The sequence below is a fragment of the Variovorax sp. F042 genome, from assembly GCF_057814215.1.
In genome coordinates this window covers 25231-48420 of record NZ_JBVASX010000015.1, presented here as the reverse complement: position 1 = coordinate 48420, position 23190 = coordinate 25231, and the positions used below count along the sequence as shown (strand labels likewise).

At 66.8% G+C, this 23190-nt stretch carries 23 protein-coding genes and 1 pseudogene; 12 read left to right on the top strand and 12 right to left on the bottom strand.

Features of this window, described 5'->3' with window-relative positions; translation table 11 throughout:
- Window positions 1-83: 83 nt before the first annotated feature.
- The 5 genes from ACZYSP_RS30260 to ACZYSP_RS30240 all read left to right on the top strand — a co-directional run bounded on the left by ACZYSP_RS30260 (window position 84) and on the right by ACZYSP_RS30240 (window position 6367).
- Entirely contained in the window at window positions 84-2189 is a 2106-nt protein-coding gene (locus ACZYSP_RS30260) for an ATP-dependent helicase (RefSeq protein WP_489018167.1), read from the top strand.
- Window positions 2186-2647 carry a hypothetical protein gene (locus ACZYSP_RS30255; RefSeq protein WP_489018165.1) on the top strand — a complete coding sequence of 154 codons (462 nt, stop codon included), beginning with the start codon at window positions 2186-2188 and terminating at the stop codon, window positions 2645-2647. The genes ACZYSP_RS30260 and ACZYSP_RS30255 overlap by 4 nt, the downstream gene beginning before the upstream one ends.
- Complete coding sequence (locus ACZYSP_RS30250; RefSeq protein ID WP_093057216.1) at window positions 2647-3822, top strand: phospholipase A; 1176 nt, start codon at window positions 2647-2649, stop codon at window positions 3820-3822. Before ACZYSP_RS30255 ends, ACZYSP_RS30250 begins: the two co-directional genes overlap by 1 nt.
- A 25-nt stretch (window positions 3823-3847) precedes the next feature.
- Window positions 3848-4687: an NAD(+) synthase gene (gene nadE, locus ACZYSP_RS30245; protein WP_489018162.1), complete on the top strand. Its 840-nt coding sequence runs from the start codon at window positions 3848-3850 to the stop codon at window positions 4685-4687.
- Window positions 4688-4966: 279 nt separating this feature from the next.
- Window positions 4967-6367, top strand: a complete 1401-nt coding sequence (locus ACZYSP_RS30240; RefSeq protein WP_489018160.1) for a coniferyl aldehyde dehydrogenase — start codon at window positions 4967-4969, stop codon at window positions 6365-6367.
- Window positions 6368-6371: 4 nt separating this feature from the next.
- Here the strand turns inward: ACZYSP_RS30240 and ACZYSP_RS30235 are convergent, their stop codons facing one another.
- The 4 genes from ACZYSP_RS30235 to ACZYSP_RS30220 all read right to left on the bottom strand — a co-directional run bounded on the left by ACZYSP_RS30235 (window position 6372) and on the right by ACZYSP_RS30220 (window position 11495).
- Window positions 6372-6758 (bottom strand): hypothetical protein, encoded by a 387-nt coding sequence (locus ACZYSP_RS30235; RefSeq protein WP_489018158.1) that lies wholly within the window; start codon window positions 6756-6758, stop codon window positions 6372-6374.
- 53 nt (window positions 6759-6811) lie between these two features.
- The gene (locus ACZYSP_RS30230) at window positions 6812-8179 is read right to left on the bottom strand and encodes a sigma-54-dependent transcriptional regulator (protein WP_489018156.1); all 1368 of its coding nucleotides are present in this window, start codon (window positions 8177-8179) and stop codon (window positions 6812-6814) included.
- 7 nt (window positions 8180-8186) lie between these two features.
- Complete coding sequence (locus ACZYSP_RS30225) at window positions 8187-10040, bottom strand: sensor histidine kinase (protein WP_489018154.1); 1854 nt, start codon at window positions 10038-10040, stop codon at window positions 8187-8189.
- A gap of 93 nt (window positions 10041-10133) precedes the next feature.
- A complete protein-coding gene (locus tag ACZYSP_RS30220; RefSeq protein WP_093079297.1) occupies window positions 10134-11495 on the bottom strand; it encodes a dicarboxylate/amino acid:cation symporter in 1362 nt (453 codons plus the stop codon).
- 252 nt (window positions 11496-11747) lie between these two features.
- Between ACZYSP_RS30220 and ACZYSP_RS30215 the strand changes: the two genes are divergently transcribed.
- On the top strand, window positions 11748-13166 hold the full coding sequence (locus ACZYSP_RS30215) for an MFS transporter (protein WP_489018152.1): 1419 nt from the start codon (window positions 11748-11750) through the stop codon (window positions 13164-13166).
- A gap of 43 nt (window positions 13167-13209) precedes the next feature.
- Window positions 13210-13905: an aspartate/glutamate racemase family protein gene (locus ACZYSP_RS30210; RefSeq protein ID WP_489018150.1), complete on the top strand. Its 696-nt coding sequence runs from the start codon at window positions 13210-13212 to the stop codon at window positions 13903-13905.
- Window positions 13906-13913: 8 nt separating this feature from the next.
- Here ACZYSP_RS30210 and ACZYSP_RS30205 read toward each other — a convergent pair whose 3' ends face one another.
- Genes ACZYSP_RS30205 through ACZYSP_RS30185 form a run of 5 tightly spaced genes read right to left on the bottom strand, consistent with a single transcriptional unit; the run spans window position 13914 to window position 18301 of the window.
- The gene (locus ACZYSP_RS30205) at window positions 13914-14921 is read right to left on the bottom strand and encodes a TRAP transporter substrate-binding protein (protein ID WP_354336983.1); all 1008 of its coding nucleotides are present in this window, start codon (window positions 14919-14921) and stop codon (window positions 13914-13916) included.
- A gap of 26 nt (window positions 14922-14947) precedes the next feature.
- A complete protein-coding gene (locus ACZYSP_RS30200; protein ID WP_093079309.1) occupies window positions 14948-16228 on the bottom strand; it encodes a TRAP transporter large permease in 1281 nt (426 codons plus the stop codon).
- A complete protein-coding gene (locus tag ACZYSP_RS30195; RefSeq protein WP_489018147.1) occupies window positions 16225-16806 on the bottom strand; it encodes a TRAP transporter small permease in 582 nt (193 codons plus the stop codon). Before ACZYSP_RS30195 ends, ACZYSP_RS30200 begins: the two co-directional genes overlap by 4 nt.
- Before the next feature lie 15 nt (window positions 16807-16821).
- Window positions 16822-17268, bottom strand: coding sequence for a type II 3-dehydroquinate dehydratase (locus tag ACZYSP_RS30190; RefSeq protein ID WP_354336986.1), 447 nt, complete (start codon window positions 17266-17268; stop codon window positions 16822-16824).
- Window positions 17269-17290: 22 nt separating this feature from the next.
- Window positions 17291-18301: a TRAP transporter substrate-binding protein gene (locus ACZYSP_RS30185; RefSeq protein WP_093079314.1), complete on the bottom strand. Its 1011-nt coding sequence runs from the start codon at window positions 18299-18301 to the stop codon at window positions 17291-17293.
- Between the two features lie 108 nt (window positions 18302-18409).
- Between ACZYSP_RS30185 and ACZYSP_RS30180 the strand changes: the two genes are divergently transcribed.
- From ACZYSP_RS30180 to ACZYSP_RS30160, 5 genes are all read left to right on the top strand, one after another.
- On the top strand, window positions 18410-19192 hold the full coding sequence (locus tag ACZYSP_RS30180) for an IclR family transcriptional regulator (protein WP_093079318.1): 783 nt from the start codon (window positions 18410-18412) through the stop codon (window positions 19190-19192).
- Between the two features lie 73 nt (window positions 19193-19265).
- Window positions 19266-19676 (top strand): PaaI family thioesterase, encoded by a 411-nt coding sequence (locus tag ACZYSP_RS30175; protein ID WP_489018144.1) that lies wholly within the window; start codon window positions 19266-19268, stop codon window positions 19674-19676.
- A 147-nt stretch (window positions 19677-19823) separates the two neighbouring features.
- Window positions 19824-20255, top strand: coding sequence for a hypothetical protein (locus ACZYSP_RS30170; protein WP_093079443.1), 432 nt, complete (start codon window positions 19824-19826; stop codon window positions 20253-20255).
- A 27-nt stretch (window positions 20256-20282) separates the two neighbouring features.
- Window positions 20283-20486, top strand: a complete 204-nt coding sequence (locus ACZYSP_RS30165) for a hypothetical protein (protein WP_489018141.1) — start codon at window positions 20283-20285, stop codon at window positions 20484-20486.
- 53 nt (window positions 20487-20539) lie between these two features.
- A complete protein-coding gene (locus tag ACZYSP_RS30160) occupies window positions 20540-20989 on the top strand; it encodes a low affinity iron permease family protein (RefSeq protein WP_489018139.1) in 450 nt (149 codons plus the stop codon).
- 123 nt (window positions 20990-21112) lie between these two features.
- On the opposite strand, the gene ACZYSP_RS30155 is transcribed toward ACZYSP_RS30160, so the two are convergent.
- The 3 genes and pseudogenes from ACZYSP_RS30155 to ACZYSP_RS30145 form a co-directional block, all read right to left on the bottom strand.
- A complete protein-coding gene (locus tag ACZYSP_RS30155; RefSeq protein ID WP_489018137.1) occupies window positions 21113-21376 on the bottom strand; it encodes a hypothetical protein in 264 nt (87 codons plus the stop codon).
- Window positions 21377-21500: 124 nt separating this feature from the next.
- Window positions 21501-21722: pseudogene (locus ACZYSP_RS30150) on the bottom strand (3-keto-5-aminohexanoate cleavage protein); the annotation flags it as partial.
- A 374-nt stretch (window positions 21723-22096) separates the two neighbouring features.
- The gene (locus ACZYSP_RS30145; RefSeq protein WP_489018135.1) at window positions 22097-23140 is read right to left on the bottom strand and encodes a relaxase/mobilization nuclease domain-containing protein; all 1044 of its coding nucleotides are present in this window, start codon (window positions 23138-23140) and stop codon (window positions 22097-22099) included.
- Window positions 23141-23190 lie beyond the last annotated feature (50 nt).

Genomic DNA, 23190 nt, shown 5'->3' with positions numbered 1-23190 from the left:
CCGGCCCCGTATCATTGCCCGCTTTGCGCCTGCCGTTCCCCACGGCGTTCTTCACGGCCTTTTTCCGGTTCTCTTTTTCTCCAATGTCTCACGGTCTCAATCCCGCGCAGCTCGAAGCTGTCAACTACATGTACGGTCCCTGCCTGGTGCTTGCCGGTGCGGGCTCGGGCAAGACGCGGGTGATCACTCACAAGATCGGCCGCCTCATCCAGTCGGGCATCGCGCCCCAGCGCATCGCGGCCATCACCTTCACCAACAAGGCAGCCGCAGAAATGCGCGAGCGCGCAAAAGACCTGATCGGCAAGGACGCACGCAAGGTCGTTGTCTGCACCTTCCACGCGCTGGGCGTGCGCATGATGCGCGAGGACGGCGCCGTGCTCGGCCTGAAGAAGGCCTTCAGCATTCTCGATAGCGACGACGTCACCAAGATCCTGAAAGACGCCGGAGGCACCACCGACGCGGCCACCGCCCGCATCTGGCAGTGGACCATCAGCAAGTGGAAGAACATGGGCCTGAACGCCGCGCAGGCCGAGGCCCAGGCCGCGGACGACAACGAGCGCATCACCGCGAAGATCATGGGCCGCTACGAAGAGCGCCTGGCGGCCTACCAGAGCGTGGACTTCGACGACCTGATCGGCATGCCGCTGAAGCTGCTCTACGAATTTCCCGAGGTGCGCGCCAAGTGGCAGGCCGCGCTCGGCCACATCCTGGTGGACGAGTATCAAGACACCAACGCCACCCAGTACGAAGTGCTCAAGGCCCTGGCCGGCGAGCGTGGCCACTTCACCGCGGTGGGCGACGACGACCAGTCCATCTACGGCTGGCGCGGCGCCACGCTCGACAACCTGCGCAAGCTGCCGGTCGACTACCCCAAGCTCAAGGTCATCAAGCTGGAGCAGAACTACCGCTCCACCAGCGCCATCCTGCGCGCGGCCAACAACGTGATCGGGCCCAACCCCAAGCTGTTTCCGAAGACACTGTTCTCCGAGCTCGGCGAAGGCGAGCCGGTGCGCATCGTCGATGCCGACAGCGAAGTGCACGAGGCCGAGCGCGCGGTGGCGCGCATCGTGAGCATCCGCGCGGGCGACGCCGTCACGCAGGGCAAGCAGCACAAGGAGTTCCGCGACTTCGCCATCCTGTACCGCGCCAACCACCAGGCACGCGTGTTCGAGCAGGCGCTGCGCAAGGCGCAGATTCCGTACAAGGTCTCGGGCGGCCAGAGCTTCTTCGACCGCGCCGAAATCAAGGACCTGTGCGGCTGGTTCCGCCTGTGGGTCAACAACGACGACGACCCGGCGTTCCTGCGCGCCATCACCACGCCCAAGCGCGGCATCGGCCACACCACGCTCGCGAGCCTGGGCACCTTCGCAAGCCAGTACAAGCTGAGCCTGTTCGAGGCGCTGTTCAGCCCCTCGCTGCCGAGCGTGATGCCCAAGCGCACGCTCGAGGGCATCCACGAGTTCGGCCGCTACATCAACGACCTGGAATACCGCGCGCGCCGCACCATGGGCGCGGAAGACTCGCGCACCTTCATGCTCGACTGGCTGAAGGAGATCGACTACGAGAAGCACCTCTACGACGGCGAGGACAGCGAAGCCGCCGCGGCCTCGCGCTGGACCAACGTGCTCGAGTTTGTCGACTGGATGTCGCAGCGCGCCGGCGGCACGCTGGACGACGCCTCGGGCGCCAACGACAACATCGAGACCGAACGCAAGAGCCTGCTCGAGGTGGCGCAGACCATCTCGCTGCTGTCGACCATCAGCGAGCGCGAGCAAGACCAGGACGTGGTCACGCTCTCGACGCTGCACGCCTCCAAGGGCCTCGAATGGCCGCACGTGATGCTGATCGGCGTGAGCGAGGGCCTGCTGCCCTTCAAGCTCGACGACGACAACGGCCGCCAGCAGAAGGTGAGCGAAGACACGCTGCAGCGGCTGCAGGAAGAGCGCCGCCTGATGTACGTGGGCATCACGCGCGCGCAACGCAGCCTGGCCGTGAGCTGGACCAAGAAGCGCAAGCAGGGCCGCGAAATGGTGCCCTGCATACCCAGCCGCTTCATCGCCGAGATGGGCCTCGACAAGGAGACCATCAAGGAAGACCCGCGCGAAAAACTCAAGGCGCTGCGCGCCGAATTCGCGCGCAAGGCGCAGGACAGCGCGGCAAAGGCGGCGGCAGCCGCAGCGGCGCCATGAGAACGACCGCCACTGCCGCGCTGCTGGCCGGCGTACTGCTCGCACTGTCGGGCTGCGCATCCGTGCGGAGCAGCGCCGACTGCCCCGCCGACGCGCGCGACCTGCCGGTGCAATCGCTCTACGGCCGCTGGGAAGCACGCTTCGACAACCTGCCGGCCGTGGCCGCCGTGCAGCTCGGCAAGCACCCCGACTACGACGGCGTGCGCGGCACCATCACGCGCAACGGCGCCAACCCCGCGAAGGCCACGGTCGCGCAACTCGCGGGCGATGTGGACGACGAAGGCGCGCTCTCCATCGACGAATCGCAGGACGGCCGCGCCATCAGCGGCGTGTGGTCGGGCAAGCTGCAGGCCGGCTCCTGCGGGCGCGAATTCAGGGGCACGTGGCGCAACGCCGCGGACGAAAGCACGCATCCCTTCGTGCTCAGCAAGACGGTTGCCCAGGAAGGAAAGCAATGATGACGACGACACGACGACAACCCCGTTTCAACCTCCGCGCGCTCGCGGCCGTGGCCGCCTGCCTCGGCGGCGGCGCCGCGGTGCACGCACAGGCCGTGGACAAGCCAGCGAGCCCGCTGGCCGACTCCCAGCTCACCTGGCAGCAGTGCGCCGCGCTCGGCGCCAACAACGAAGCGCGCCTGGCCTGCTTCGACCGCTGGGCGCAGCAGCAGACGCTGCCTTCGGTGTCGGTGCCCGTGGCGCCGCCCGTGCTGGCGACCACGCAGCCGCCGGTGGACTCATCGATCCCGGCCACGCGCATCGTCTCGGTCGCCACCACCGAAGGCTGCCGCGACCGCCAGTACTCGGCGCTCTCGCGCTTCTGGGAACTGGAGAACGCCACCGACTGCGGCACCTTCGGCTTCCGCGGCTACCGTCCGCTCAACGTGTCGGTCTCGGCCGCCACCAAGAAGCCCGAGACGCCGACCTCGCCCTCGGCCGGCCACACCGCCGACCCGGTGGCCTACCAGGCCAACGAGATGCGCATCGGCCTGTCGGTGCGCACCAAGCTCGCGCAAGGCATGCTCACGCAGGACGACCCGACCAAGAAAGACTCGCTGTGGTTCGCCTACAGCCAGCAGTCGACCTGGCAGCTGTTCAACGGCGCCATCTCGCGGCCCTTCCGCACCACCGACCACGAACCCGAGCTGATGTATGTCTACCCGACCGACTTCAAGCTGCCGGGCGGCTGGCGCTGGCGCTATTCGGGCCTGGGCATCGTGCACCAGTCGAACGGCCAGACCCTGCCGCTGTCGCGCAGCTGGAACCGCGTGTACCTGATGGGCGGCGCCGAGCTCGACGACCGCTTCACCATCACCGGCCGCATCTGGAAGCGCATTTCCGAGAATGCCGCCAAGGACGACAACCCCGACATCGCCGACTACTACGGCCGCGCCGAAATCACCGGCCGCTGGAACCTCAACCGCGACAACCAGCTCGCAGTGACCGTGCGCAACAACCTGCGCGACAGCGGCCGCGGCTCGGTGCGCCTCGAATGGCTCAAGGCCATCGGCGACCCGACCAAGAGCAACCTGCGCTTCCACACGCAGCTGTTCTCGGGCTATGGCGACACGCTGGTGGACTACAACCGCAAGCGCACGGTGCTGAGCATTGGTCTCAGCCTCGTCGATTTCTGATTCACTTCACACGTCGTATCCCACAATGAGCGCAGACCTCACTCCCGTCGACGACACGCAGCGCGAGATCATCGCGGCGCTGCATGTCGCGCCCGTCTTCGATGCCGCCCACGAGCTGGAGCGCCGCACCGACTTTCTCGCCAGCTACCTGAAGCGCACCGGCCTGAAGACGCTGGTGCTGGGCATCAGCGGCGGCGTCGATTCGCTGACCGCCGGCTGCCTCGCGCAGCGCGCCGTCCAGCGGCTGCGCGCCACGGGCTACGACGCCACCTTCATCGCGATGCGCCTGCCCTACGGCGTGCAGAAGGACGAAGCCGAAGCGCAGGCCTCGCTGGCGGTGATGAAGCCCGACCGCACCATCACCGTCGACATCCGCCCCGCCGCCGACGGCATGCTCGCCGCGCTGAAGGCCGGCGACCTGACCTTCCGCGACGCGGCACATGAAGACTTCGTGCTCGGCAACATCAAGGCGCGCCAGCGCATGATTTCGCAGTTCGCGGTGGCCGGCGCGCACGACGGCATCGTCATCGGCACCGACCATGCGGCCGAGGCGCTGATGGGATTCTTCACCAAGTTCGGCGACGGCGCGGCCGACATCACGCCGCTCACGGGCCTCAACAAGCGCCGTGTGCGCGCGGTGGCACAGCTGCTGGGTGCGCCCGACGCGCTGGTCTACAAGGTGCCCACCGCCGACCTCGAATCGCTGGTGCCGGGCAAGCCCGACGAAGACGCCTTCGGCGTCACCTACGAGCAGATCGACGACTTCCTCGAAGGCAAGCCGGTGTCGGCCGCGGCCCGACAGATCATTCTTGCGACGCATCGCAAGAGCGCCCACAAGCGCGCGCTGCCCGTCGAGCCCTTCTGACGGCGGCGGCCGCGGGGTTCGCCCGCGGCCTTTTTTCTTTTTTCGAAACGCATAGCGCCCTGCCCAGGGCGCTACTTGGCGCTGGCCGAGCATGAGTCGCCCAGGGGCTGCAGTTCAATGGCATCCTCGGGCACAGTGCCAACCAGGAGAGCGTGAACGGTCCGTCATCACCGAAGGCGTGTTGCTGCAGTTCGGCGACCTCGTCGCGCAGCGCGGCGGCACGGTGCAGGATCGCTGGGCGGTGTATCAACAAACGGGCTGAGGCCTTCGCAACAAACCATGACACACGACGACATGCGACAGACCTTCGACACCATGCGCGCCGCGAGCCTGCGCGCGCAGACGCCGCCGTGGAACGAGCGCGCCGACCGCTTGAAGCGCCTGCGTGCGCTGGTGAAAGACAGCCGCCAGGAAATCGCTGCCGCCATCAGCGCCGACTTCCACCACCGGGCCTTTCAGGAAACCGAGCTTGCCGAAGTGTTCCCCAGCATCGAGGGCGTGCAGCACGCGCTCGCGCACGGCAAGGCATGGATGCGCGTGCGCCGCCGCTCCACGGGCCTGTGGTTCAAGCCCGCGTCGTCGCGGATCATGCCGCAGCCGCTGGGCGTGGTGGGCATCGTGGTGCCGTGGAACTACCCGCTGTACCTGGCGGTGGGGCCGATGACCGCGGCGCTGGCGGCGGGCAACCGCCTGATGGTGAAGCAGTCGGAGTTCACGCCGCGCTTCGCCGAGCTGTTCGCCGCGCTGGTGCGAAAGCAGTTTGCCGAAGACGAGATCGCCATCGTCAACGGCGACGCAGAAACCGCGCGCGCCTTCTCCAGCCTGCCCTTCGACCATTTGCTGTTCACCGGCTCGACCGCTGTCGGCCACCACGTGATGCGCGCCGCGAGCGAGCACCTCACGCCGGTGACGCTGGAGCTGGGCGGCAAGTCACCCGCGATCATCGGGCCCGATGCCAACTTCGACAAGGCCGTCGAACGCATCCTGGTCGGCAAGACGCTCAACGCGGGCCAGACCTGCATCGCGCCCGACTACGTGCTGCTGCCCGAAGGCCAGCAGCAGCGCTTTGCCGACAGCGCCCGGCGCCTGTTCGCCTCGATGTACCCGGCGCTGGCCACCAACACCGACTACACGAGCATCGTGAGCCCGCGCCACTTCGCACGGCTGCAGGAGCTGTCGGCGCTGGCGCAGGAGCAGGGCGCCAGCGCCCTGCCCTTGTCCGACACGGCACCCGACCCTGCGACGCGCCGCTTTCCACCCGTGCTGCTGACCGGCGTGAACGACGGTATGCGTGTGATGCAGGAGGAAATCTTCGGCCCGCTGCTGCCGGTGCTGACCTACAAGGGCATCGACGAAGCCATTGCGTACGTCAACGCACACCCTCGCCCACTCGCGCTGTACCTGTTCGAGAAGAACAGCGCGACCATCGAGCGGGTGATGGAGAACACGGTGACCGGTGGCGTGTCGATCAACGAGACCCTGCTGCATGTCGCACAAGACAACCTGCCCTTCGGCGGCGTAGGCGCCAGCGGCATGGGCGCGTACCACGGCGAGCACGGCTTCGAGACCTTCTCGAAGATGAAGCCGATCTTTCACCAGTCGGCGCTGAACGGCCTGGGCCTGTTCAAGCCGCCCTACGGCAAGACCTTCGAACGGATGATGAAGCTGCTGGTGCGCTGAAGAATCAGGGTGCGGGAATGCTGGCGCCGTCGCCGTTGTCGCGGACGACGACGTAGCTGCAGACGGCCTGGCCCCTTGCGTCGTACAGGGGCCAGCGCACCCGCGTGCCGTCGGGCGCCGCGTGCGCCACCTGCGTCGAAGACGCGTCGATGTTCGCGCCCACGTGGGCATAGCGCGCGTCCACGGTCATGGGCACATGGGGCGAAAAGGCCTGGTAGCCGGGCAGGTCGAACCATTCGTCATGCGCGAGCATGCTGCGCTCGGCGACCTTCCGGACGCGATGCCGCAGGAAGTGCTGGTCGGCGTCGCGGGCGCAGAACAGTTTGCTCTTCAGGTACGCACGCATGTCGCCCGCGATGTCCGCAAAGACGCCCTGGCATGCGCCCCGCATGCCGGCGAGCTGTTGATTTCCACGGAATCCTGACCCCATAAGACTCGAGCTACTCACTTGAACTCGTCCACAGTCACGCCCAGCTTGCGCACCTTGTCGTGCAGCGTCTGGCGCGCAATGCCCAGCGCGGCGGCTGTGGCCGGCTGGTCGCCGTGCTGGCGGCGCAGCTCCTCGACGATCACCGCGCGTTCGAACGACTCCACCTGCTGCGGCAGCCCGCGCGGCAGGGCGGGGACGCCTTCGGTGCTGTTGCCGCCGCGTGTCTGCGTCAGGCGCTCGCCGAGCAGGCCCAGCACGAAGCGGTCGGCCACGTTGCGCAGCTCACGCACGTTGCCGGGCCAGGCGTAGGCCATCAGGTCGGCCAGCTGCGCATTGCTCAAGAGCGGCGCGGGGCGCTCGTAGCGGCTTGCGGCCTGCAGGGTGAAGTGCTCGAACAGCAGCGGAATATCTTCGCGCCGCTCACGCAGCGGCGGCAGCTCGATGAAGGCCACGCCCAGGCGGTAGTACAGGTCGGCTCTGAACTTCTGCTGGTCGCTCATGGCCTTCAGGTCGTCCTTGCTCGCGGCCACCACGCGGCAGTCGAAAGGAATGGTCTTGTTGGAGCCGATGCGCTCGATGCTGCGCTCCTGCAGCGCGCGCAGCAGCTTGATCTGCACCGCCATCGGCATGCTCTCGATCTCGTCGAGGAACAACGTGCCGCCGCTGGCGTATTCGAACTTGCCCACGCGCATGCGGCTGGCGCCGGTGAATGCGCCGGCCTCGTGGCCGAACAGCTCGCTCTCGGCCAGCGACTCGGGCAGGCCGCCGCAATTGAGCGGCACGAAATGCTGGCGGCGGCGCGCGCTGTGGTCGTGCAGGCAGCGCGCGACCAGCTCCTTGCCGGTGCCGGTCTCGCCGTAGACCAGCACGTCGGCGGAGGTCTCGGCCAGCGTCTTTACAGTCTGGCGCACCTGCTGCATCTGCGCCGAACGGCCGATCAGCACCGACTGGATGCCCTGCCAGTTCTCCAGCGCGTCGCGCAGCGCGCGCACCTGCAGGCTGAGCTGGCGGCGCTCGATGGCGTGGCGCACGATGGCCACCAGCCGCTCGGAGCTGAAAGGCTTTTCGATGAAGTCGTAGGCGCCCTCGCGCATGGCCTGCACGGCCATCGCGATGTGGCCGTGGCCGGTGACCAGGATCACGGGCAGTTCGGCATCGACGTTGCGCAGCTCGGGCAGCCACTCGGTGCCGCTCAGGCCCGGCAGGCGCACGTCGCTGATGACGACGGCCGGCACGCCGAAGCCGATGTGCGGCCGCGCGCGCTCGGCGCTGGCGAAAGATTCGACCTCGAAACCGGCCAGGGTCAGCACCTGAGTCGTGCTGATGCGGACGTCTTCGTCGTCCTCGACCAGCAGCACCCGGATGGCAGGGGCTTCGCTCACTTGGGGGTCACTCCTGTTGTGCAATGGAAAAGGGGGAATGGGAGGGGACAGGCGGGTTGTGGATCACGGCAATGGCAGCGGGCAGGTCGATGACGAAGCATGCCCCGCCGCCATCCAGGTTGGCCGCGCGCAGCGAACCGTCCATGGACCGCACCAATTGTGCCGAGATCACGAGCCCCAGGCCCAGCCCCGAGCCCGCGGCCTTGCCGGTGACGAAGGGTTCGAACAGGCGCGGCAGGATGTCGGGGCGAATGCCCGGGCCGGTGTCTGTCACCGACAGGAGCACGCGCCCCTCCTTCGGCCGCGCCTCCAGGCGCAGCGTGCGGACCGGCGCGTCCTGCATGGCGTCGATGGCGTTGCGCATCAGGTTGGCGAGCACGCTGCCCAGCGCGGCGTCTTCGGCCATGACGCTCAGCGCCGGGGGTTGCACGTCGACCTCGATGGTCACGCGCTGCTTCTTCGAGGCCTCGGCGACGATCACCTGCGCGTCGGCGATGGCATGCGACAGCTGCACCGGCGCCAGCGGCAGCTCGCCCTTGTAGGCGAAGGTTCGCAGCTGCGAGGTCAGCCGCGCGAGCCGGTCGACCATGCCGCGGATGCGCTCGAGGTTGCCGCGCACGTCGTCCAGGCGGCTCTTGTCGAGCAGGATGGTGGCGCTTTCCGACAGCGTGCGCATGGCCGTGAGCGGCTGGTTGAGTTCGTGCACCACGCCGGCAGACATCTGGCCCAGCGCGGCCATCTTGCCCGCGTGCACCAACTCGCCCTGTGCGGCGCGCAGCTGCGCAGTGCGCGCCACCACGGTCGATTCGAGCGTGTCGTGCGCCGCCTGCAGCGCGGCCTGGTTGGCCAGCTTCTGGCGCACCGCTCGGCGGCGCTGCCACAGCGCGACGGCCACAAGCAGCAGCACCGCCATCGCGAGGCTGGCGGTAATGGCTGCATTGCGCGCCGCCACGCGCAGCGGCACCAGGTCGTCGAGCACCACCAGCTGCCACGGCGCGCCGCGCAGGGTGCGGGCCGAAGCGAGCTGGTCCACGCCGTCGAGCGAGATCACCTGCACATCGCGGTCGAGCGCCTCCTTCTGCGTCCACTGCAGCGGCTGCAGGGTGGCCTCGCCGTAGGGGCGCGAGCGCAGCACCTCGGCGCGCTGCAGCGCATCGAGCGGCAGCAGCGGGCGGAACTTCAGGTTGTCGCGCGTGGAAAGAATGACCACGCCGCGCTGGTCGATCAGCGCCACGTCGCCGGGCAGCTTGCGCCAGGCGCGCTCGGTCTCTTCGAGGTTGATCTTCACGGCCACCACGCCGCGCGCGGACTGGCCGCGGCGCAGCGCATACGAAAGGTAGTAGCCCGGCCGCTTGCTGGTGATGCCCACGCCGTAGAAGCGGCCCCTGCCCTGCCCCAGCGCATCGATCACGTAGGGCCGGAACGACAGGTCCTGCCCAACGGTGGTGCCGGGCTTGTCCCAGTCCGATGCCGCCAGCGAAGTGCCGGAGGCGTCGAGCACATAGAGCATCTCGGCACCGGCGGTGGCGTTGACGCCGTCGAGGTAGCGGTTGACCACGTCGCGCAGGCGAGTGTCGGTCGGCGTGCCGAGCAGCGCCGGCACGACGGGCGTCATCTCCAGCAGCGCGGGGAGGTAGTCGAAGCGGGCCAGGTCGGCGTCGAGCCCAGTTGCGAGCATGTCGAGCCGGTGTTCGGCTGCCTCGCGCAGGCGCGCCAGGCCAGCCTGCATGGCGATCTGGTGGCCGGCGAAGGCGGCCACGGCCACCAGGGCCAGTGCGCCGCACCAGCGCGGCAGGCCGCGCCATCCCCTGGCATTGTCGGAAGGTCCATCGAAACGCCGGGCCGGCTCCCTTGAAATCATGGGAGCGTTATTGCACAAGGCCGGGCCGTCCGCATCGGTGGCAGCCCGATGGCCCTGCGCCACCCCGCTTTCGCGGGGCCGGTAAGGAAAGGGTCAGGCCTGCCGTGCCGGGCTGGCGGGCATGTGCGCTTCGGTTGCGTCGAGCACACGCTCGGGCTCGTCGGCTTCCACCGTGCTTTCCTGGTCCAGATGCTGGTGCATGCGCACGGTGTCGAGGTCGCCGGTCCACTTGGCGACCACGATGGTGGCGACGCCGTTGCCGATCAGGTTGGTGAGCGCGCGCGCTTCCGACATGAAGCGGTCGATGCCCAGGATGAGCGCGAGCCCCGCCACCGGCACATGGCCCACCGCCGACAGCGTGGCCGCCAGCACGATGAAGCCGCTGCCCGTGACGCCCGCCGCGCCCTTCGAAGTGAGCAGCAGCACGGCCAGCAGCGTGAGCTGCTGCGTCAGCGTCATGTCGGTGTTGGTCGCCTGGGCGATGAACACCGCCGCCATCGTCAGGTAGATCGAGGTGCCGTCGAGGTTGAACGAGTAGCCCGTGGGCACCACCAGCCCGACCACCGACTTCTTCGCGCCCAGGTTCTCCAGCTTGGCCATCATGCGCGGCAGCACCGACTCGCTCGACGAGGTACCCAGCACGATCAGCAGTTCTTCCTTGATGTACTTGATGAACTTCCAGATGCTGAAGCCGTGGAACCTTGCAATGAGCCCCAGCACCACGAAGATAAAGAACAGGCAGGTGGCATAGAAGGTGGCCATCAGCTGGCCCAGCTGCAGCAGCGAACTCACGCCGTACTTGCCGATGGTGAAGGCCATGGCGCCGAAGGCGCCGATGGGCGCGACCTTCATGATGTAGCCGACGATCACGAAGAGCACGTGCGAGCCCTTCTCGATCACGTCGAACACCAGCGTGCCGCGGCCGCCGAACTTGTGCAGCGCAAAGCCGAACATCACCGCGATCAGCAGCACCTGCAGGATCTCGCCCTTGGCGAAGGCATCGACCACCGTGTTCGGGATGATGTTGAGCAGGAAGTCGGTGGTGCTCTGCATCTTGCCCGGGCCGGTGTAGGCCGCAATGCTCTTGGTGTCGAGCTGGCTCACGTCGACGTTCATGCCCGCGCCGGGCTTCACGATGTTGATGATGACCAGGCCCACCACCAGCGCGATGCTGCTCACGATCTCGAAGTACAGCAGCGCCAGGCCGCCGGTCTTGCCGACCTTCTTCATGTCTTCCATGCCGGCGATGCCCACCACCACCGTGCAGAAGATGATCGGCGCGATGATCATCTTGATCAGCTTGATGAAGCCGTCGCCCAGCGGCTTCATCGAAGCGCCGGTGTCGGGGTAGAAATGCCCCAGCAGCACCCCGAGCACGATGGCCGTGATGACCTGGAAATACAGGGATTTGTAGAAGGGCTTGGGTGCGGTGGTGTGTTCCACGGGGTGGCTCATCGGGTTGTCTCCAATTTCGTGGCCAGGCTCCGCAGCGGGGCGCGCGGCCGGCCCCGTGGTTCAGCAATCGACATGCCACGCACGGCACCGGTCGCACCGCGCGCTAAGTCCTTGATTTGATGGACCTTTTGGTGAGCGTGCGAACCGCGACCCGCCGACGATCCGGATGGCGCGGGCAACGCCCGTCCGATCCGCCGGATCAACGCCTCGGGGAAAACCCTAGCCCTCATTCAACGATGTCAGACTTGCCGCATGAACGACAACGCCCAGCCGGCAGCGGCCACGGACAGCGCCTCCAAGCGCATCGCGCTCACGGTGGCGGCGGCCTTCTTCATGGAGACGCTGGACGCCACCATCATCGTCACCGCCCTGCCGGCCATCGGCGCCGGCTTCGGCATGGGCGCGCTGGACGCGAGCCTGGGCGTCACGGTCTACCTGATCGCGATGGCGGCGCTGGTGCCGGCGGCGGGCTGGTGCGCCGGGCGCTTCGGCGCGCGGCGGGTGTTTGCGCTCGCGGTTGGCACCTTCACCATGGCTTCGCTCGCCTGCGGGCTGGCGCCCACCTTTGAGGTGTTCGTTGCGGCGCGCGTGCTGCAGGGCGCGGCCGCGGCCTTCATGTCGCCGGTGGGCCGGCTCGTGGTGCTGCGCGAAACGCCGAAGCACCGGCTGATAGAGGCCATCGGCACCATCACCTGGCCGGGGCTCATCGCGCCGGTGATCGGCCCGCCGCTGGGCGGGCTCATCGCAACGCACGCGTCGTGGCGCTGGATCTTCCTGCTGAACGTGCCGCTGGGCCTCGTGGGCCTGTGGCTGATCATGCGGCTGTTCCCGCGCCGCACCGACGTGGCTCCGACGCGCTTCGATGCAATCGGCTTCGTGCTCACCGCCGTTGCGCTGGCCGCGCTGGTCGAAGGCCTCACGCGCCTGGGCGGCTCGCAGCCGGGCTCGGCCACCACCCTCGGCCTGCTGGCAGCCGGCGCCGTGGCCGCAGCCGCCGCGGTGCGCCATGCGCGACGCACGACGGCGCCCCTGCTCGACCTGCGCGCGCTGGCTGTGCCGACTTATGCGCTGGCCACCGCGACGGCCGGCTTCGTCTCGCGCATCGCGATCAACGCCTCGCCCTTTTTGCTGCCGCTGATGTTCCAGATCGGCTTCGGCATGAACGCGTTCCAGGCGGGCTCGATGCTGCTGGTGTACATGGGCGGCAACCTCGTGATGAAGAGCGCCACCACGGCGGTGCTGCGGCGCTTCGGCTTTCGCAACGTGCTGACGGTGAACGGTGCGATCTGCGCCGCCACGCTGTTCGGTTGCGGGCTGCTGTCGCCGGGCGACCCGCTGCCGTGGGTGTGCGTGCTGCTCTTCGTGGCGGGCATGGCGCGCTCGATGAACTTCACGGCCATCAACACGCTGGCCTTTGCCGACGTGCCCGATGAATCGCGCGCCGGCGCAAGCACGCTTGGCACGATGCTGCAGCAGGTTTCGCTCGCGCTCGGCGTCGCGCTGGGCGCGATGGTGCTCGGCGCGTCGAAGGCGCTGCGCGGCGCGCCGGCGGTGCAGCTCGCGGATTTCCATCACGCCTGGTATGTGGTCGGCCTGCTGATGGCCATCGCAACGCTGATGACGCTGCGGCTCGACCGCCATGCGGGCATGGCAGTGTCGCGAAGGCCGTGAGAACATCGTTCGCCCTGCTGTTTCCCTTTCGGAGATTTCTTCCATGCCACTGCACATTGGCATCGTCGGCTGCTCGGCCGAAGGCGCTGCGCTCTGCTATCGCACGCTGTGCGTCGAAGGCGCCCAGCACATGGACCAGGCCCACGCGCACCCCGAGGTTTCGATGCACACGCACTCGCTCGCCGCGTATGTGGACTGCCTCGATCGCGGCGACGTCGACGGCGTCGCGCAACTGATGCTGTCGTCGGCGGGCAAGCTCGCGGCGGCTGGCGCCGACTTTCTGATCTGCCCCGACAACACGATCCACCAGGCGATGCATCGGGTGCTCCCGCAGTCGCCGCTGCCGTGGCTGCACATCGCCGAGGTGGTTGCGGCGGAGGCGGCATCGCGGGGCTTTCGCCGCGTGGGCGTTCTGGGCACACGCTGGCTGGTCGACAGCGAGGTCTACCCGCAGGCGCTGTCGGCCGCCGGGCTGGAAGCCGTGCGGCCTGATGCCGATGAGCGTGCAATGCTCGGCCGCATCATCATGGACGAACTGGTGCGCGGCGTGGTCCGGCCCGAGTCCACCACGGTGCTGCAACAGATGATCGAAGGCCTGAAGGCGCGCGGCTGCGATGCCGTGGCGCTGGGCTGCACCGAACTGCCACTGGTGCTGAACGACGGCAACTCGGCACTCCCGACACTCGACTCGACGCGCCTGCTGGCGCGCGCGGCACTGCGGCGTGCAACGGCCGGCTGAGCCCCCGCCTATTTGCGCACCTTGTCGATCTCGGCCATCAGCTCTTTCACGGTGGCCTCGCCGACCGAGGCCGAGTACTTGTCGATGACCGGCTTCACCTTCGTGCGCAGCTTCGCCATCTCTTCGGGCGGCAGCTCCGACACGGTCATGCCCGCCTTCTTCAATGCGTCGAGCGCGCTGTCGGCGGCGCCGCGCGAGGCCTCGCGCTGGAACGCGGTCGATTCGGTCGACGCCTCGGTGATGATCTTCTTCTCTTCTGCGCTCATGCCGTCCCAGGTCTTCCTGCTGATCAGCAGCGCCTGCGGGTTGTAGATGTGCCGGGTCTGGGTGATGTACTTCTGCACCTCGGCGAACTTGGACGACAGGATGGTGGTGTTCGGGTTCTCCTGCCCGTCGACCGCCTTCTGGTCGAGAGCGGGATACAGCTCGGGGAACGGCAGCGGAGTGGCATTGGCGCCCAGCGCACCGAACAGGTCGATGTAGATCGGCGACTGGATCACACGGATCTTCAGCCCCGCGATGTCGTCCGCCTTCACGATCGGCCGCTTGCTGTTGGTGAGGTTGCGAAAGCCCAGGTCCCAGTAGCCCAGGCCATGCAGGCCCTTGTCTTCCAGCCTGGCCATCAGCTTCTGGCCGAAGGGTCCGTCGGTGACCGCATCGGCCTCCTTGCCGCTGTTGAACAGGAACGGAAAGTCGTAGGCCGCGAACTCCTTGACCTGCGCCGAGAGAATGCCCGCGTTCAGCACCGTGAGTTCGACCGTGCCGCCCTGCAGCGCCGACACGGTCTGAAGATCGCCGCCGAGCGCGCCGCCCGCGAACAGCTTGACGGTGATCTTGCCGCCCGACTTGGCGGCCACGAGGTCGGCGAACTTCTGCGCGCCCTGCGCCTGCGGATGGCCGGTCTGGTTCTGGAACGCGAACTTGAGCGTTCGCTCCTTGACCTGCGCACCGGCGCCGCACATGGCGAACAACGCAACGGCGGCAACCAGCAGTTTCAGCATCGAGGGCTTCTTCATGGCAACGTCTCCTTGTATGTATATGTCTATCCGTGGAACAACCTGGCCGGCCCCGTCACCAGCCACGGGAACAGCACCATCAGGAACATGACGGCGAACTCGGCGATCATGAAAGGCACCACGCCGCGCGTGACGTCGTCCATCGAGATCTTTCCGACGCCGGCCACCACGTTGAGGACCGTGCCCACCGGCGGCGTGACCAGGCCGATCGAGTTGTTGATGATGAAGAGCACGCCGAAATAGACCGGGTCGATGCCCGCAGCCTTCACGATGGGCATCAGCACGGGTGTGAGGATCAGGATCGTCGGCGTCATGTCCATCGCAGTACCCACGATCATCACCAGCACCATGATCGCGATCATCAGCAGGATCTGGTTGCCCATGAAGGGCTGCAGCAGCCCCACCACCTTCGAAGGCAGGTCGGCCACCGTGATGAGCCATGCGCTCACCATGGCCGCGGCGATCAGGAACATCACGATGGCGCTGGTCTTGGCCGCGCCCACGAACACCGCGTAGAGGTCCTTCCAGCTCAGCTCGCGATAGACGACGGTCGACACGAAAAGCGCATAGACGGCGGCCACCACGGCCGCCTCGGTCGGTGTGAACACGCCCATGCGCAAGCCCACGAGGATGATCACCGGCAGCATCAGCGCCCACAGCGCCTTGCGAAACGCCGTGAAGATTTCGCCGCCCGACTTGCGCGGCGGAGGCACGATCTTCTCGCGCCGCACCAGCCAGGCCCAGGTGATCCACAGCGCGCCGCCGATCAGCAGGCCAGGCACGATGGCCGCGAGAAACAGCTTGGAGATCGAGACGTTGGCCGCCACGCCGAAAATCACGAGCCCGATGCTCGGCGGGATCACCGGGCCGATCACGCCGGTGGCGGCGATGAGCCCGCCCGCGCGCGCCTTGTCGTGGCCTGCCTTGACCATCATCGGCAGCAGCAGCGCCGTCAGCGCGGCCGCGTCGGCCACGGCCGACCCCGAGAGCGCCGAGAGCAGGCAACCCGCCATGATGGTCACGTAGCCAAGGCCTCCCTTCACATGGCCGACCAGCGCGAGCGCGAAATCGACGATGCGCTTGGAGAGGCCGCCCACGTTCATGATCTCGCCGGCCAGCATGAAGAACGGCACGGCCAGCAACGGAAAGCTGTCGGCGCCGCCGATCACGTTCTGCGCAAGGATCTGCGCGTCGAACAGGTCGAGGTGCCACATCAGCGCGACCCCGCTGGCCAGCAGCGAGAACGCGATGGGAATGCCCATCGCCATGGCCAGGAGCAGCGAGCCCACGAAGACGACGATGGTCACTTGCGTGCTCCCTGTTGTGCATCGCCTTGCGCGGCGCTGTCTTGCGAACCGAGGATCTGCTGCAGCTGCACCGCTTCTTCGGACTCCTGCACCATCACCAGGTCGCTCTCGGCAATGCGCCCTGTGAGCAGGCGCAACAGGTCGAGCACGAGGATGAAGGCGGCCAGCACCGAGAACACCACGCCCGACAGGTACACCACCGCCATCGAGGCGCCGGTGACCGGCGCGGTCACGTCCCAGTTGATGCGCGTCTGCGCCGTGCTGCCCTGGAACAGCAGCCACACGATGTAGAGCATCACCACGTGCCCCACCGCGAGGCAGATCTTCTTGCCGATGGGCGGCAGCTTCTGCACGACCATGTCGACGCCCAGGTGGCCGTGCTCCTTCAGCGCGACAACCGCACCGAGAAAGGTCATCCAGATGAAGAGCCAGCGCGAGACTTCCTCGGACAGGGTGATGCCCGAATTGAAGCCGTAGCGCAGCACCACGTTGCCGAAGACCAGCACGACCATGACCGCAAGCGCGGCTGCGATCAGGGCTTCGATGCCGGCGCAGCACCGGTCGATCCATCGGTTCATGGTCATGCTCTGCGTTCAGGCCGGCGCGGCCTGCCTGTGCATCTCGACCAGCGCGCGCAGCGCAGCCAGGTAAGACTGCGGGCCCAGGCCCTGGACCGTGCCTTTCACCGCCGGCGAGATGATCGAGTGCGCGCGCCATGTCTCGCGCGCGGCGATGTTGGACATGTGCACCTCGATGATGGGGAACGGCATCGCCTTGATCGCGTCGTGCAGCGGCACGCCGTGCTGCGTGAGGCCGGCCGGGTTGACCAGCGCACCCTGAGCCCCGTCGATGTGGGTGTGCAAAAAGTCGATCAGGTCGCCTTCGTGGTTCGACTGGAGGATGTCCAGCGTCACGCCGAGCTCGGTGGCGAGCTGCTGCAGCTGCGCGTTGATTTCGGCCAGCGTGGTCTTGCCATAGATGTGGGGTTCGCGGCGGCCGAACAGGTTGAGGTTGGGGCCGTGCAGGACGAGGATCTTCATGAGGCGCCTTCGGTCGGAGGTCTTACTGCTTGCGGATGCGCGCGAGTTCGTCGGTGTAGAGCTTGACGATGGCGGGATCGTAGCTCGCGGCGAAACGCTCGGTGACAGGCTTGGCAATCTGCCGCATGCGGGCCTGCTCGGCAGGCGCGAGCTCGTTGAACTGCGCCCCCTTGGCCTGCAAGTCGCCTACGGCGCGCTGCGCGGCGGCGCGGCTCACCTGGCGCTGATAGCCGCGCGCTTCGTCGGCGGCCTCGCGCATCATCTTCTGCTCGGCGGGGCTCAGCGAGTCCCAGAACTTCTTGCTGACCAGCACGATGTTGGCCGCATACACATGGTTCGTGGCGCTCACGAACTTCTGCACCTCGTAGAACTTGTTCGACAGGATCACCGCGTACGGGTTCTCCTGGCCGTCGACCGCCTTCGACTCGAGCGCGCCGTACAGCTCGGCGAAAGGCATCGGCACCGGGTTGGCCTTGAAGGCCTTGAAGGTTTCGAGGAACACGGGGTTCGGAATGACGCGGATCTTCAGGCCTTCGAGGTCCTCGGGCCTGGTGATGGGCCGCTTGCTGTTGGTGACGTTGCGAAAGCCCAGGTCCCAATAGCCCAGCGCCACCAGCCCCTTCTCCGGCAGCTTCGCGATCAACGCCTGGCCCAGCGGGCCGTCGAGCAGCGCATCGGCCTGCGCGAAGCTGCCCACCGCGAACGGGAAGTCGACAAGGCCGAACTCCTTGACGATGCCCGCGAGCGACGTGGTGGCCGGTGCCGACATCTGCTGCACACCGCCCTGCAGCGCCGACTGCTGCTGCATCTCGTTGCCCAGCTGCGAGGCCGGGAACTCCTGCACCTTCATCTTGCCGCCGCTCTTGGCCGCGAGCAGCTCGGCGAAACGCTTCACGCCGAAGCTCACGGGGTGGTCTGCGTTGTTGAGGTGACCGAAGCGGATCACACGGTCCTGCACGCCCTGCGCGAAGGCGGGAATGGCCAGGGCGAGGGTCAGGCCGGCCGCTGCCAGCTGGCGATGAAGCGTTCTCAAGATGTGATCTCCAGCTGTGTGAAGGTGCAAGGGCGGTGCGATCTTAGAGCGGAATTGGAAAACATTTCCACTAGTGAAAACACTTGGCAAAAGCGCTAGAGTGACGTCATGACAGCCATACTCGAACGCAGCTTCAAGGTCCTCGAACACCTGGCCGGCCACCCTGAAGGCCGCGCACTGTCAGCACTGTCGGCCGAGCTGGAAATGCCGCTGAGCGCCACGCACCGCCTGCTGACCGAGCTCATCCGCTGCGGCTATGTGCGGCAGGACCAGAGCCACGGCGACTACATGCTCACGATCAAGCTGGTGTCGCTGGGCCTGAGCTTTCTCAGCAACAGCGGCATCGTCGACGTGGCGCAGCCGCTGCTCGACCGGCTCGCCGCCGAATCGGGCGAACTGGTGCGGCTGGCGGTGGTCGACGGCGACGAGCTCACCTTCGTCGCCAAGGCGCAAGGTGCAACGCGCGGCCTGCGCTACGACCCGGACATGGGCCTGTCGGTGAACCTCTCCTGCAGCTCCGCCGGCCACGCCTGGCTGTCGACAATGACGGACGAGCAAGCGCTGCAACTCGTGGCGAAGCAGGGCTTCGGCAAGCCCGAAGACTACGGCCCGAAGGCGCCGACCACAGTGAAAGCGCTGCTGGCGTATCTGCGCGCGGCACGCAAGCGCGGCTTCGCGATGATCAGCGAGGTGTTCGCGCCGGCAATGACAGCCATGGCCGCGCCGGTGCGCAGCGGCAACGGCGCGGTGATCGGCGTCATCACCATCGCAGGGCCACTGGTGCGACTGACCGAGGAACGCATGCTCGAACTGGGACCGGTGCTGCTGTCGTCGGCCGAGGACGTGGCGCAGGCCAGCGGGGCTTCCGCGATGTTCAAGCGAAGGGCCTGACCGGACATCGCGCGGCGGCCATGGTGCTTATCTATTCAGAATGGAGCCTCCTCGACAAATCAAGGAGACATTCATGCACGACATCGCCGCGCTCCAGAAACTGCTGGACGCGATCTTTCCCGGCCTGATGGGCGTACGGCTCACCGAGCTCGCACCCGACCGCGTGGTCGCGCAGATGGAGGTGCGGCAAGACCTGTGCACCGCCGGCGGCATCCTGCACGGCGGCGCCTACATGGCCTTCGCCGACACGCTGGGTGCGGTCGGCACCATCGCCAACCTGCCCGAAGGCAAGCGCACGACGACCACCGATTCGAGCACCAAGTTCATCGCGGGCGCGCGCCTCGGCACGACGGTCACGGGCACCTGCCTGGCGCTGCATCGCGGACGCACTACGCATGTGTGGCAAACCTCGGTGACCAATGCCGATGGCAAACTGTGCGCGGTCGTCACACAGACGCAATTGGTGCTGGGCGAAGGCGCATAGCCGGGCAAGCCCCATCCCGACGGCGTCGGCATGCGCTTACGGCCAGTTCGCGCAGCGTCCTATCGACGCATCGCCCATGGTTTCTAGTCTGGACTCCAGGCACCGGACATCCTTGTGCAACGAACACGGTGCCCAAAGGAGATGACCATGCAGAAACTCATATGGACCTGCGCCGTCGCGTCGTGCCTCACGGTGCTCTCAGCCCACGCGCAGATGAACCCGCCTCCGGCGGCGACCGTCGATCCGGCCATTGCCGAACTCAAGGCCGGTCGCGACAAAATTGCGGCCGACTACAAGGCCGACCGTGCGGCCTGCGACGCCATGAAGGACAACGCCAAGGACGTCTGCGTCGAAGAGGCCAAGGGCAAGGAAAAGATCGCCAAGGCCGAGTTGGACCAGAAGCTCAAGCCCAGTGACGGCAACGCTCGCAAGGTGGCGGAAGCCAAGGTGGACGTTGCCTACAGCATCGCAAAAGAAAAGTGTGACGACCAGAAGGGCGACGCCAAGTCTGCGTGCATGAAGCAGGCCAAGACGGACGAAGAGAAGGGCAAGGCCGAGATCAAGGCGATGAAAAAGTAGATCGGGGCGACAGAAGGAGCCCTGAGCATGAAGCAGCAGCAGGCGGGAAGCGACGAGCGTGACGACAGCCGCCGCGTATCGGCATGGGGCGTCGTGGCGGTCATCGTCGTGCTGCTTGGCGCGCTTGCGTACTTCCATGCACTCCAGAAACGCTTCGAAATCCCGGCAGAGATGATGCCGCCCGCGCCGAGCGCTCCCAGCGAAATGCCCGGCGTTCTTGCGGGCAGATAGAGCGTTCGGCGGTGCAGGCATCGCCGAGCGCATCGGAAGACACAGGCAAGCCCATGGAACGACTCTTCGACTCCTTCGCCAACACCTTCGCCCGCATGGCCGGCAGCCCGGCGGCCTTCCTGATCTGCGTGGCCGTGGTTGTGGCCTGGGCGGTTTCGGGGCCGTTCTTCGGCTTTTCGGAAACATGGCAGCTCGTGATCAACACGGGCACCACCATCGTCACCTTCCTGATGGTCTTTCTCATTCAGAACACCCAGAACCGCGACGGTGTGGCCTTGCAGACCAAGCTGGACGAACTGATCCGCTCCTCCAACGCGGAGGATGACTTCATCGGCATCGAGAAACTCACGGACAGGGAGTTGATCGCGCTGCACGAGCGCTGCGAGGCGGCTGCGAAGAAAAGCCAGGAGACGCTGGAGAAAGCCCGGACCGAGCGCAAGCGCCGCGGCCACCACGACCACCGCGCGGACCGAGGCAGCAGCGCCCGCTCAATCGATCGGTAGCCGCCGGCAAGCGGCTATATCCAATATGGTGCGAGCTGTTTGTTATCAGGCCGGCCACGCTCCGATGCCCGCCGGGTTTGCGCGTCAGTGTGTTCAGCCCGCTGCTCGTTGATGTTCACTTCGTTACATCGGCCGTGCTGGCCACGAAGGTTCGGCGATGAACGCGTTCTGCTTTTCTCCCCTGAAAGCACTGATGTGTTGGCCCATCCGGTCGCGTTCAAGGAGGTCAAGCAATGCATCGATCGCGAGATGCCGACAGTTCGCCACACCGATGCCGCCAGCGGTGGCGCCGCTGCCCAGGCTGACGTGCAGATCCTGACGATCGACGAACGGCCGAGCAGGAAGACCCTGGGCGCGCACCTCTACCTCGTCGAGGTGACGGGCCATCCTTCCGCGTGGATGCTCAAGAACCAAGGCGTGCCACGAGGCCATCGCCAGTCGACAGGCCGCGGTGATTTGCGTTCCCGTGCTCATAGCGAAGGCCATGCGAAACGGCGTCGACGAGGAGCCATGCGGCCTTGCGCAGGAACCCCTGGTTGGCACCGTTGCGGTTCGGGGCGAAAACGTTTGCCAGCAGCGACTCTTCGGTGGTCTTGTAGAACACCCCGATCTTTGAGATCTCGCGCGCCTGCTGCGCCGTCGCAATCGGCTGGCCGAACTCGCGCGCGATGCACACCAGCTGCTCGATCTGCGCGACGGTGCCGTTCTTGGCGGAGCGCGTCTGGTTCCACAGCCGGGGCGTAATCGAAAGAACCGCAGACAACGCCATCTGCGCTGCTTCGACATCGCAGCCCTCCCTCTCAAGATCGTCTTCAGCATGAACTTCTGCCGAGCGTGCGACGAGGCTCGACTTTTGACAACCGCCAAATCTACTAGGCCTGCAGGAGCTCGCGTATCAACAGCGGCCCTCAGCCCAACCCCCAACCGAGCCTTTTCTCTTTACCGGCCGAACAGCTTTCGAACAATCGCCGGCCGGGCCCGAGTCGCCCTGTCAGGAACGGGTGGCGTTCGACCAGTTTCTTGCCCCGTGCAAACGCACTCGGCTCCTCGACCGTCTGCGCAACGTTGTCGATGCTGCCGGCAAGGCAATCACGAACTCTCGCGTGTTCATCGGACTTGCGACCTCTGCAAATCGGTGATCGTGCGTTCTGGCGCCCGGCTTCTGGCTTGCTCTTTCCAGCGGCCAGCCATTCGTTGCGCATCGGTCTGTACCTCCGGCATGCGCGCGACGAAACGATCCACCTGGGCCGCGAGATCACCTTCGCCCTGCCTTCGAAGTGCATCCGCCGTTGCACGCCAGTCCGCAGTCACCTCCTGCCGGGTCCCCTGCATCGCCTTCAGGCCGGCATCCAAGGTGCCCCACCCAGACCTGAGAACCTGGAGCACGCTCTCCAGCTTGGCGCGCACGAAGGTCGAGGTCTTCGGTGGCGGGCGTTTGGCCTGCTCACTGGACGGCAATTGCCCGAACGCCCGAAGTGCACGGAGCCGATGATGGATCGCGTCCTTGTACGGCTTGCGGATCTGCCCTCGCACCTGACGCGGCGTCGCATTGGCCGCCACGCCCTGCTCACGCATCAGCACGGCGAACTGTTCGCGCCATTGACGCAGCGTGTCCCTGCGGATGTACAGGCGCTGGCCAGGCTCGAATTCGTGCTCGCACTTGACCACCAGATGCACGTGCGGGTGCGGCTGGTCGGTGTGCAGCACCAAGGCGTAGCGATACCGCAGCGCGAAGTTCTCGCGCGCGAACAAGCGTGCCGCGGCCAGCACCTTCTGCGGCGGCGTGCCGGCCGGCATCGACAGCACGATGTTGTGGACGAGCTTCGCACGGGCGTCCTTCTGACCCTCGGCCGGCTTGGGCTTGTACTGGCTTCTGCAAAGGTCCAGCTGCCAGTCGGCCGTGATCTCCCTGGCAGCGCCCCGGCCCTGCAGCATCAGTCCCTCGTCGGTTTCCGTCGGCAGCTTGCCGTGCCGGCCGATGTAGCGCAGGTGCGCTCCCACCCCGCCAACATCCCGCCCACCGCCGGAGACCTTCACTATCACCTCGGGCGTGCGACCCACCGTGCGCTGGATCTGCGCGATCTGGTCGGCGCCGAAGCGCAGGGTGCCGCTGGGCCCCCGCCGGCCATAGCTCACGATGTCCAAGGCCATGTCGCGCGATGCACCAGCCGAGCCACGGCTGCTTCGGCCCAAGCGCACAG

What these genes read in the sequence shown, in the direction of transcription:
- ACZYSP_RS30260 (WP_489018167.1), top strand. Translation starts at nt 84, where the DNA reads ATGTCTCACGGTCTCAATCCCGCGCAGCTCGAAGCTGTCAACTACATG.
- ACZYSP_RS30255 (WP_489018165.1), top strand. Translation starts at nt 2,186, where the DNA reads ATGAGAACGACCGCCACTGCCGCGCTGCTGGCCGGCGTACTGCTCGCA.
- ACZYSP_RS30250 (WP_093057216.1), top strand. Translation starts at nt 2,647, where the DNA reads ATGACGACGACACGACGACAACCCCGTTTCAACCTCCGCGCGCTCGCG.
- nadE (WP_489018162.1), top strand. Translation starts at nt 3,848, where the DNA reads ATGAGCGCAGACCTCACTCCCGTCGACGACACGCAGCGCGAGATCATC.
- ACZYSP_RS30240 (WP_489018160.1), top strand. Translation starts at nt 4,967, where the DNA reads ATGACACACGACGACATGCGACAGACCTTCGACACCATGCGCGCCGCG.
- ACZYSP_RS30235 (WP_489018158.1), bottom strand. Translation starts at nt 6,758, where the DNA reads ATGCGGGGCGCATGCCAGGGCGTCTTTGCGGACATCGCGGGCGACATG.
- ACZYSP_RS30225 (WP_489018154.1), bottom strand. Translation starts at nt 10,040, where the DNA reads ATGATTTCAAGGGAGCCGGCCCGGCGTTTCGATGGACCTTCCGACAAT.
- ACZYSP_RS30220 (WP_093079297.1), bottom strand. Translation starts at nt 11,495, where the DNA reads ATGAGCCACCCCGTGGAACACACCACCGCACCCAAGCCCTTCTACAAA.
- ACZYSP_RS30215 (WP_489018152.1), top strand. Translation starts at nt 11,748, where the DNA reads ATGAACGACAACGCCCAGCCGGCAGCGGCCACGGACAGCGCCTCCAAG.
- ACZYSP_RS30210 (WP_489018150.1), top strand. Translation starts at nt 13,210, where the DNA reads ATGCCACTGCACATTGGCATCGTCGGCTGCTCGGCCGAAGGCGCTGCG.
- ACZYSP_RS30205 (WP_354336983.1), bottom strand. Translation starts at nt 14,921, where the DNA reads ATGAAGAAGCCCTCGATGCTGAAACTGCTGGTTGCCGCCGTTGCGTTG.
- ACZYSP_RS30195 (WP_489018147.1), bottom strand. Translation starts at nt 16,806, where the DNA reads ATGAACCGATGGATCGACCGGTGCTGCGCCGGCATCGAAGCCCTGATC.
- ACZYSP_RS30190 (WP_354336986.1), bottom strand. Translation starts at nt 17,268, where the DNA reads ATGAAGATCCTCGTCCTGCACGGCCCCAACCTCAACCTGTTCGGCCGC.
- ACZYSP_RS30180 (WP_093079318.1), top strand. Translation starts at nt 18,410, where the DNA reads ATGACAGCCATACTCGAACGCAGCTTCAAGGTCCTCGAACACCTGGCC.
- ACZYSP_RS30175 (WP_489018144.1), top strand. Translation starts at nt 19,266, where the DNA reads ATGCACGACATCGCCGCGCTCCAGAAACTGCTGGACGCGATCTTTCCC.
- ACZYSP_RS30170 (WP_093079443.1), top strand. Translation starts at nt 19,824, where the DNA reads ATGCAGAAACTCATATGGACCTGCGCCGTCGCGTCGTGCCTCACGGTG.
- ACZYSP_RS30165 (WP_489018141.1), top strand. Translation starts at nt 20,283, where the DNA reads ATGAAGCAGCAGCAGGCGGGAAGCGACGAGCGTGACGACAGCCGCCGC.
- ACZYSP_RS30160 (WP_489018139.1), top strand. Translation starts at nt 20,540, where the DNA reads ATGGAACGACTCTTCGACTCCTTCGCCAACACCTTCGCCCGCATGGCC.
- ACZYSP_RS30155 (WP_489018137.1), bottom strand. Translation starts at nt 21,376, where the DNA reads ATGGCCCGTCACCTCGACGAGGTAGAGGTGCGCGCCCAGGGTCTTCCT.
- ACZYSP_RS30145 (WP_489018135.1), bottom strand. Translation starts at nt 23,140, where the DNA reads ATGGCCTTGGACATCGTGAGCTATGGCCGGCGGGGGCCCAGCGGCACC.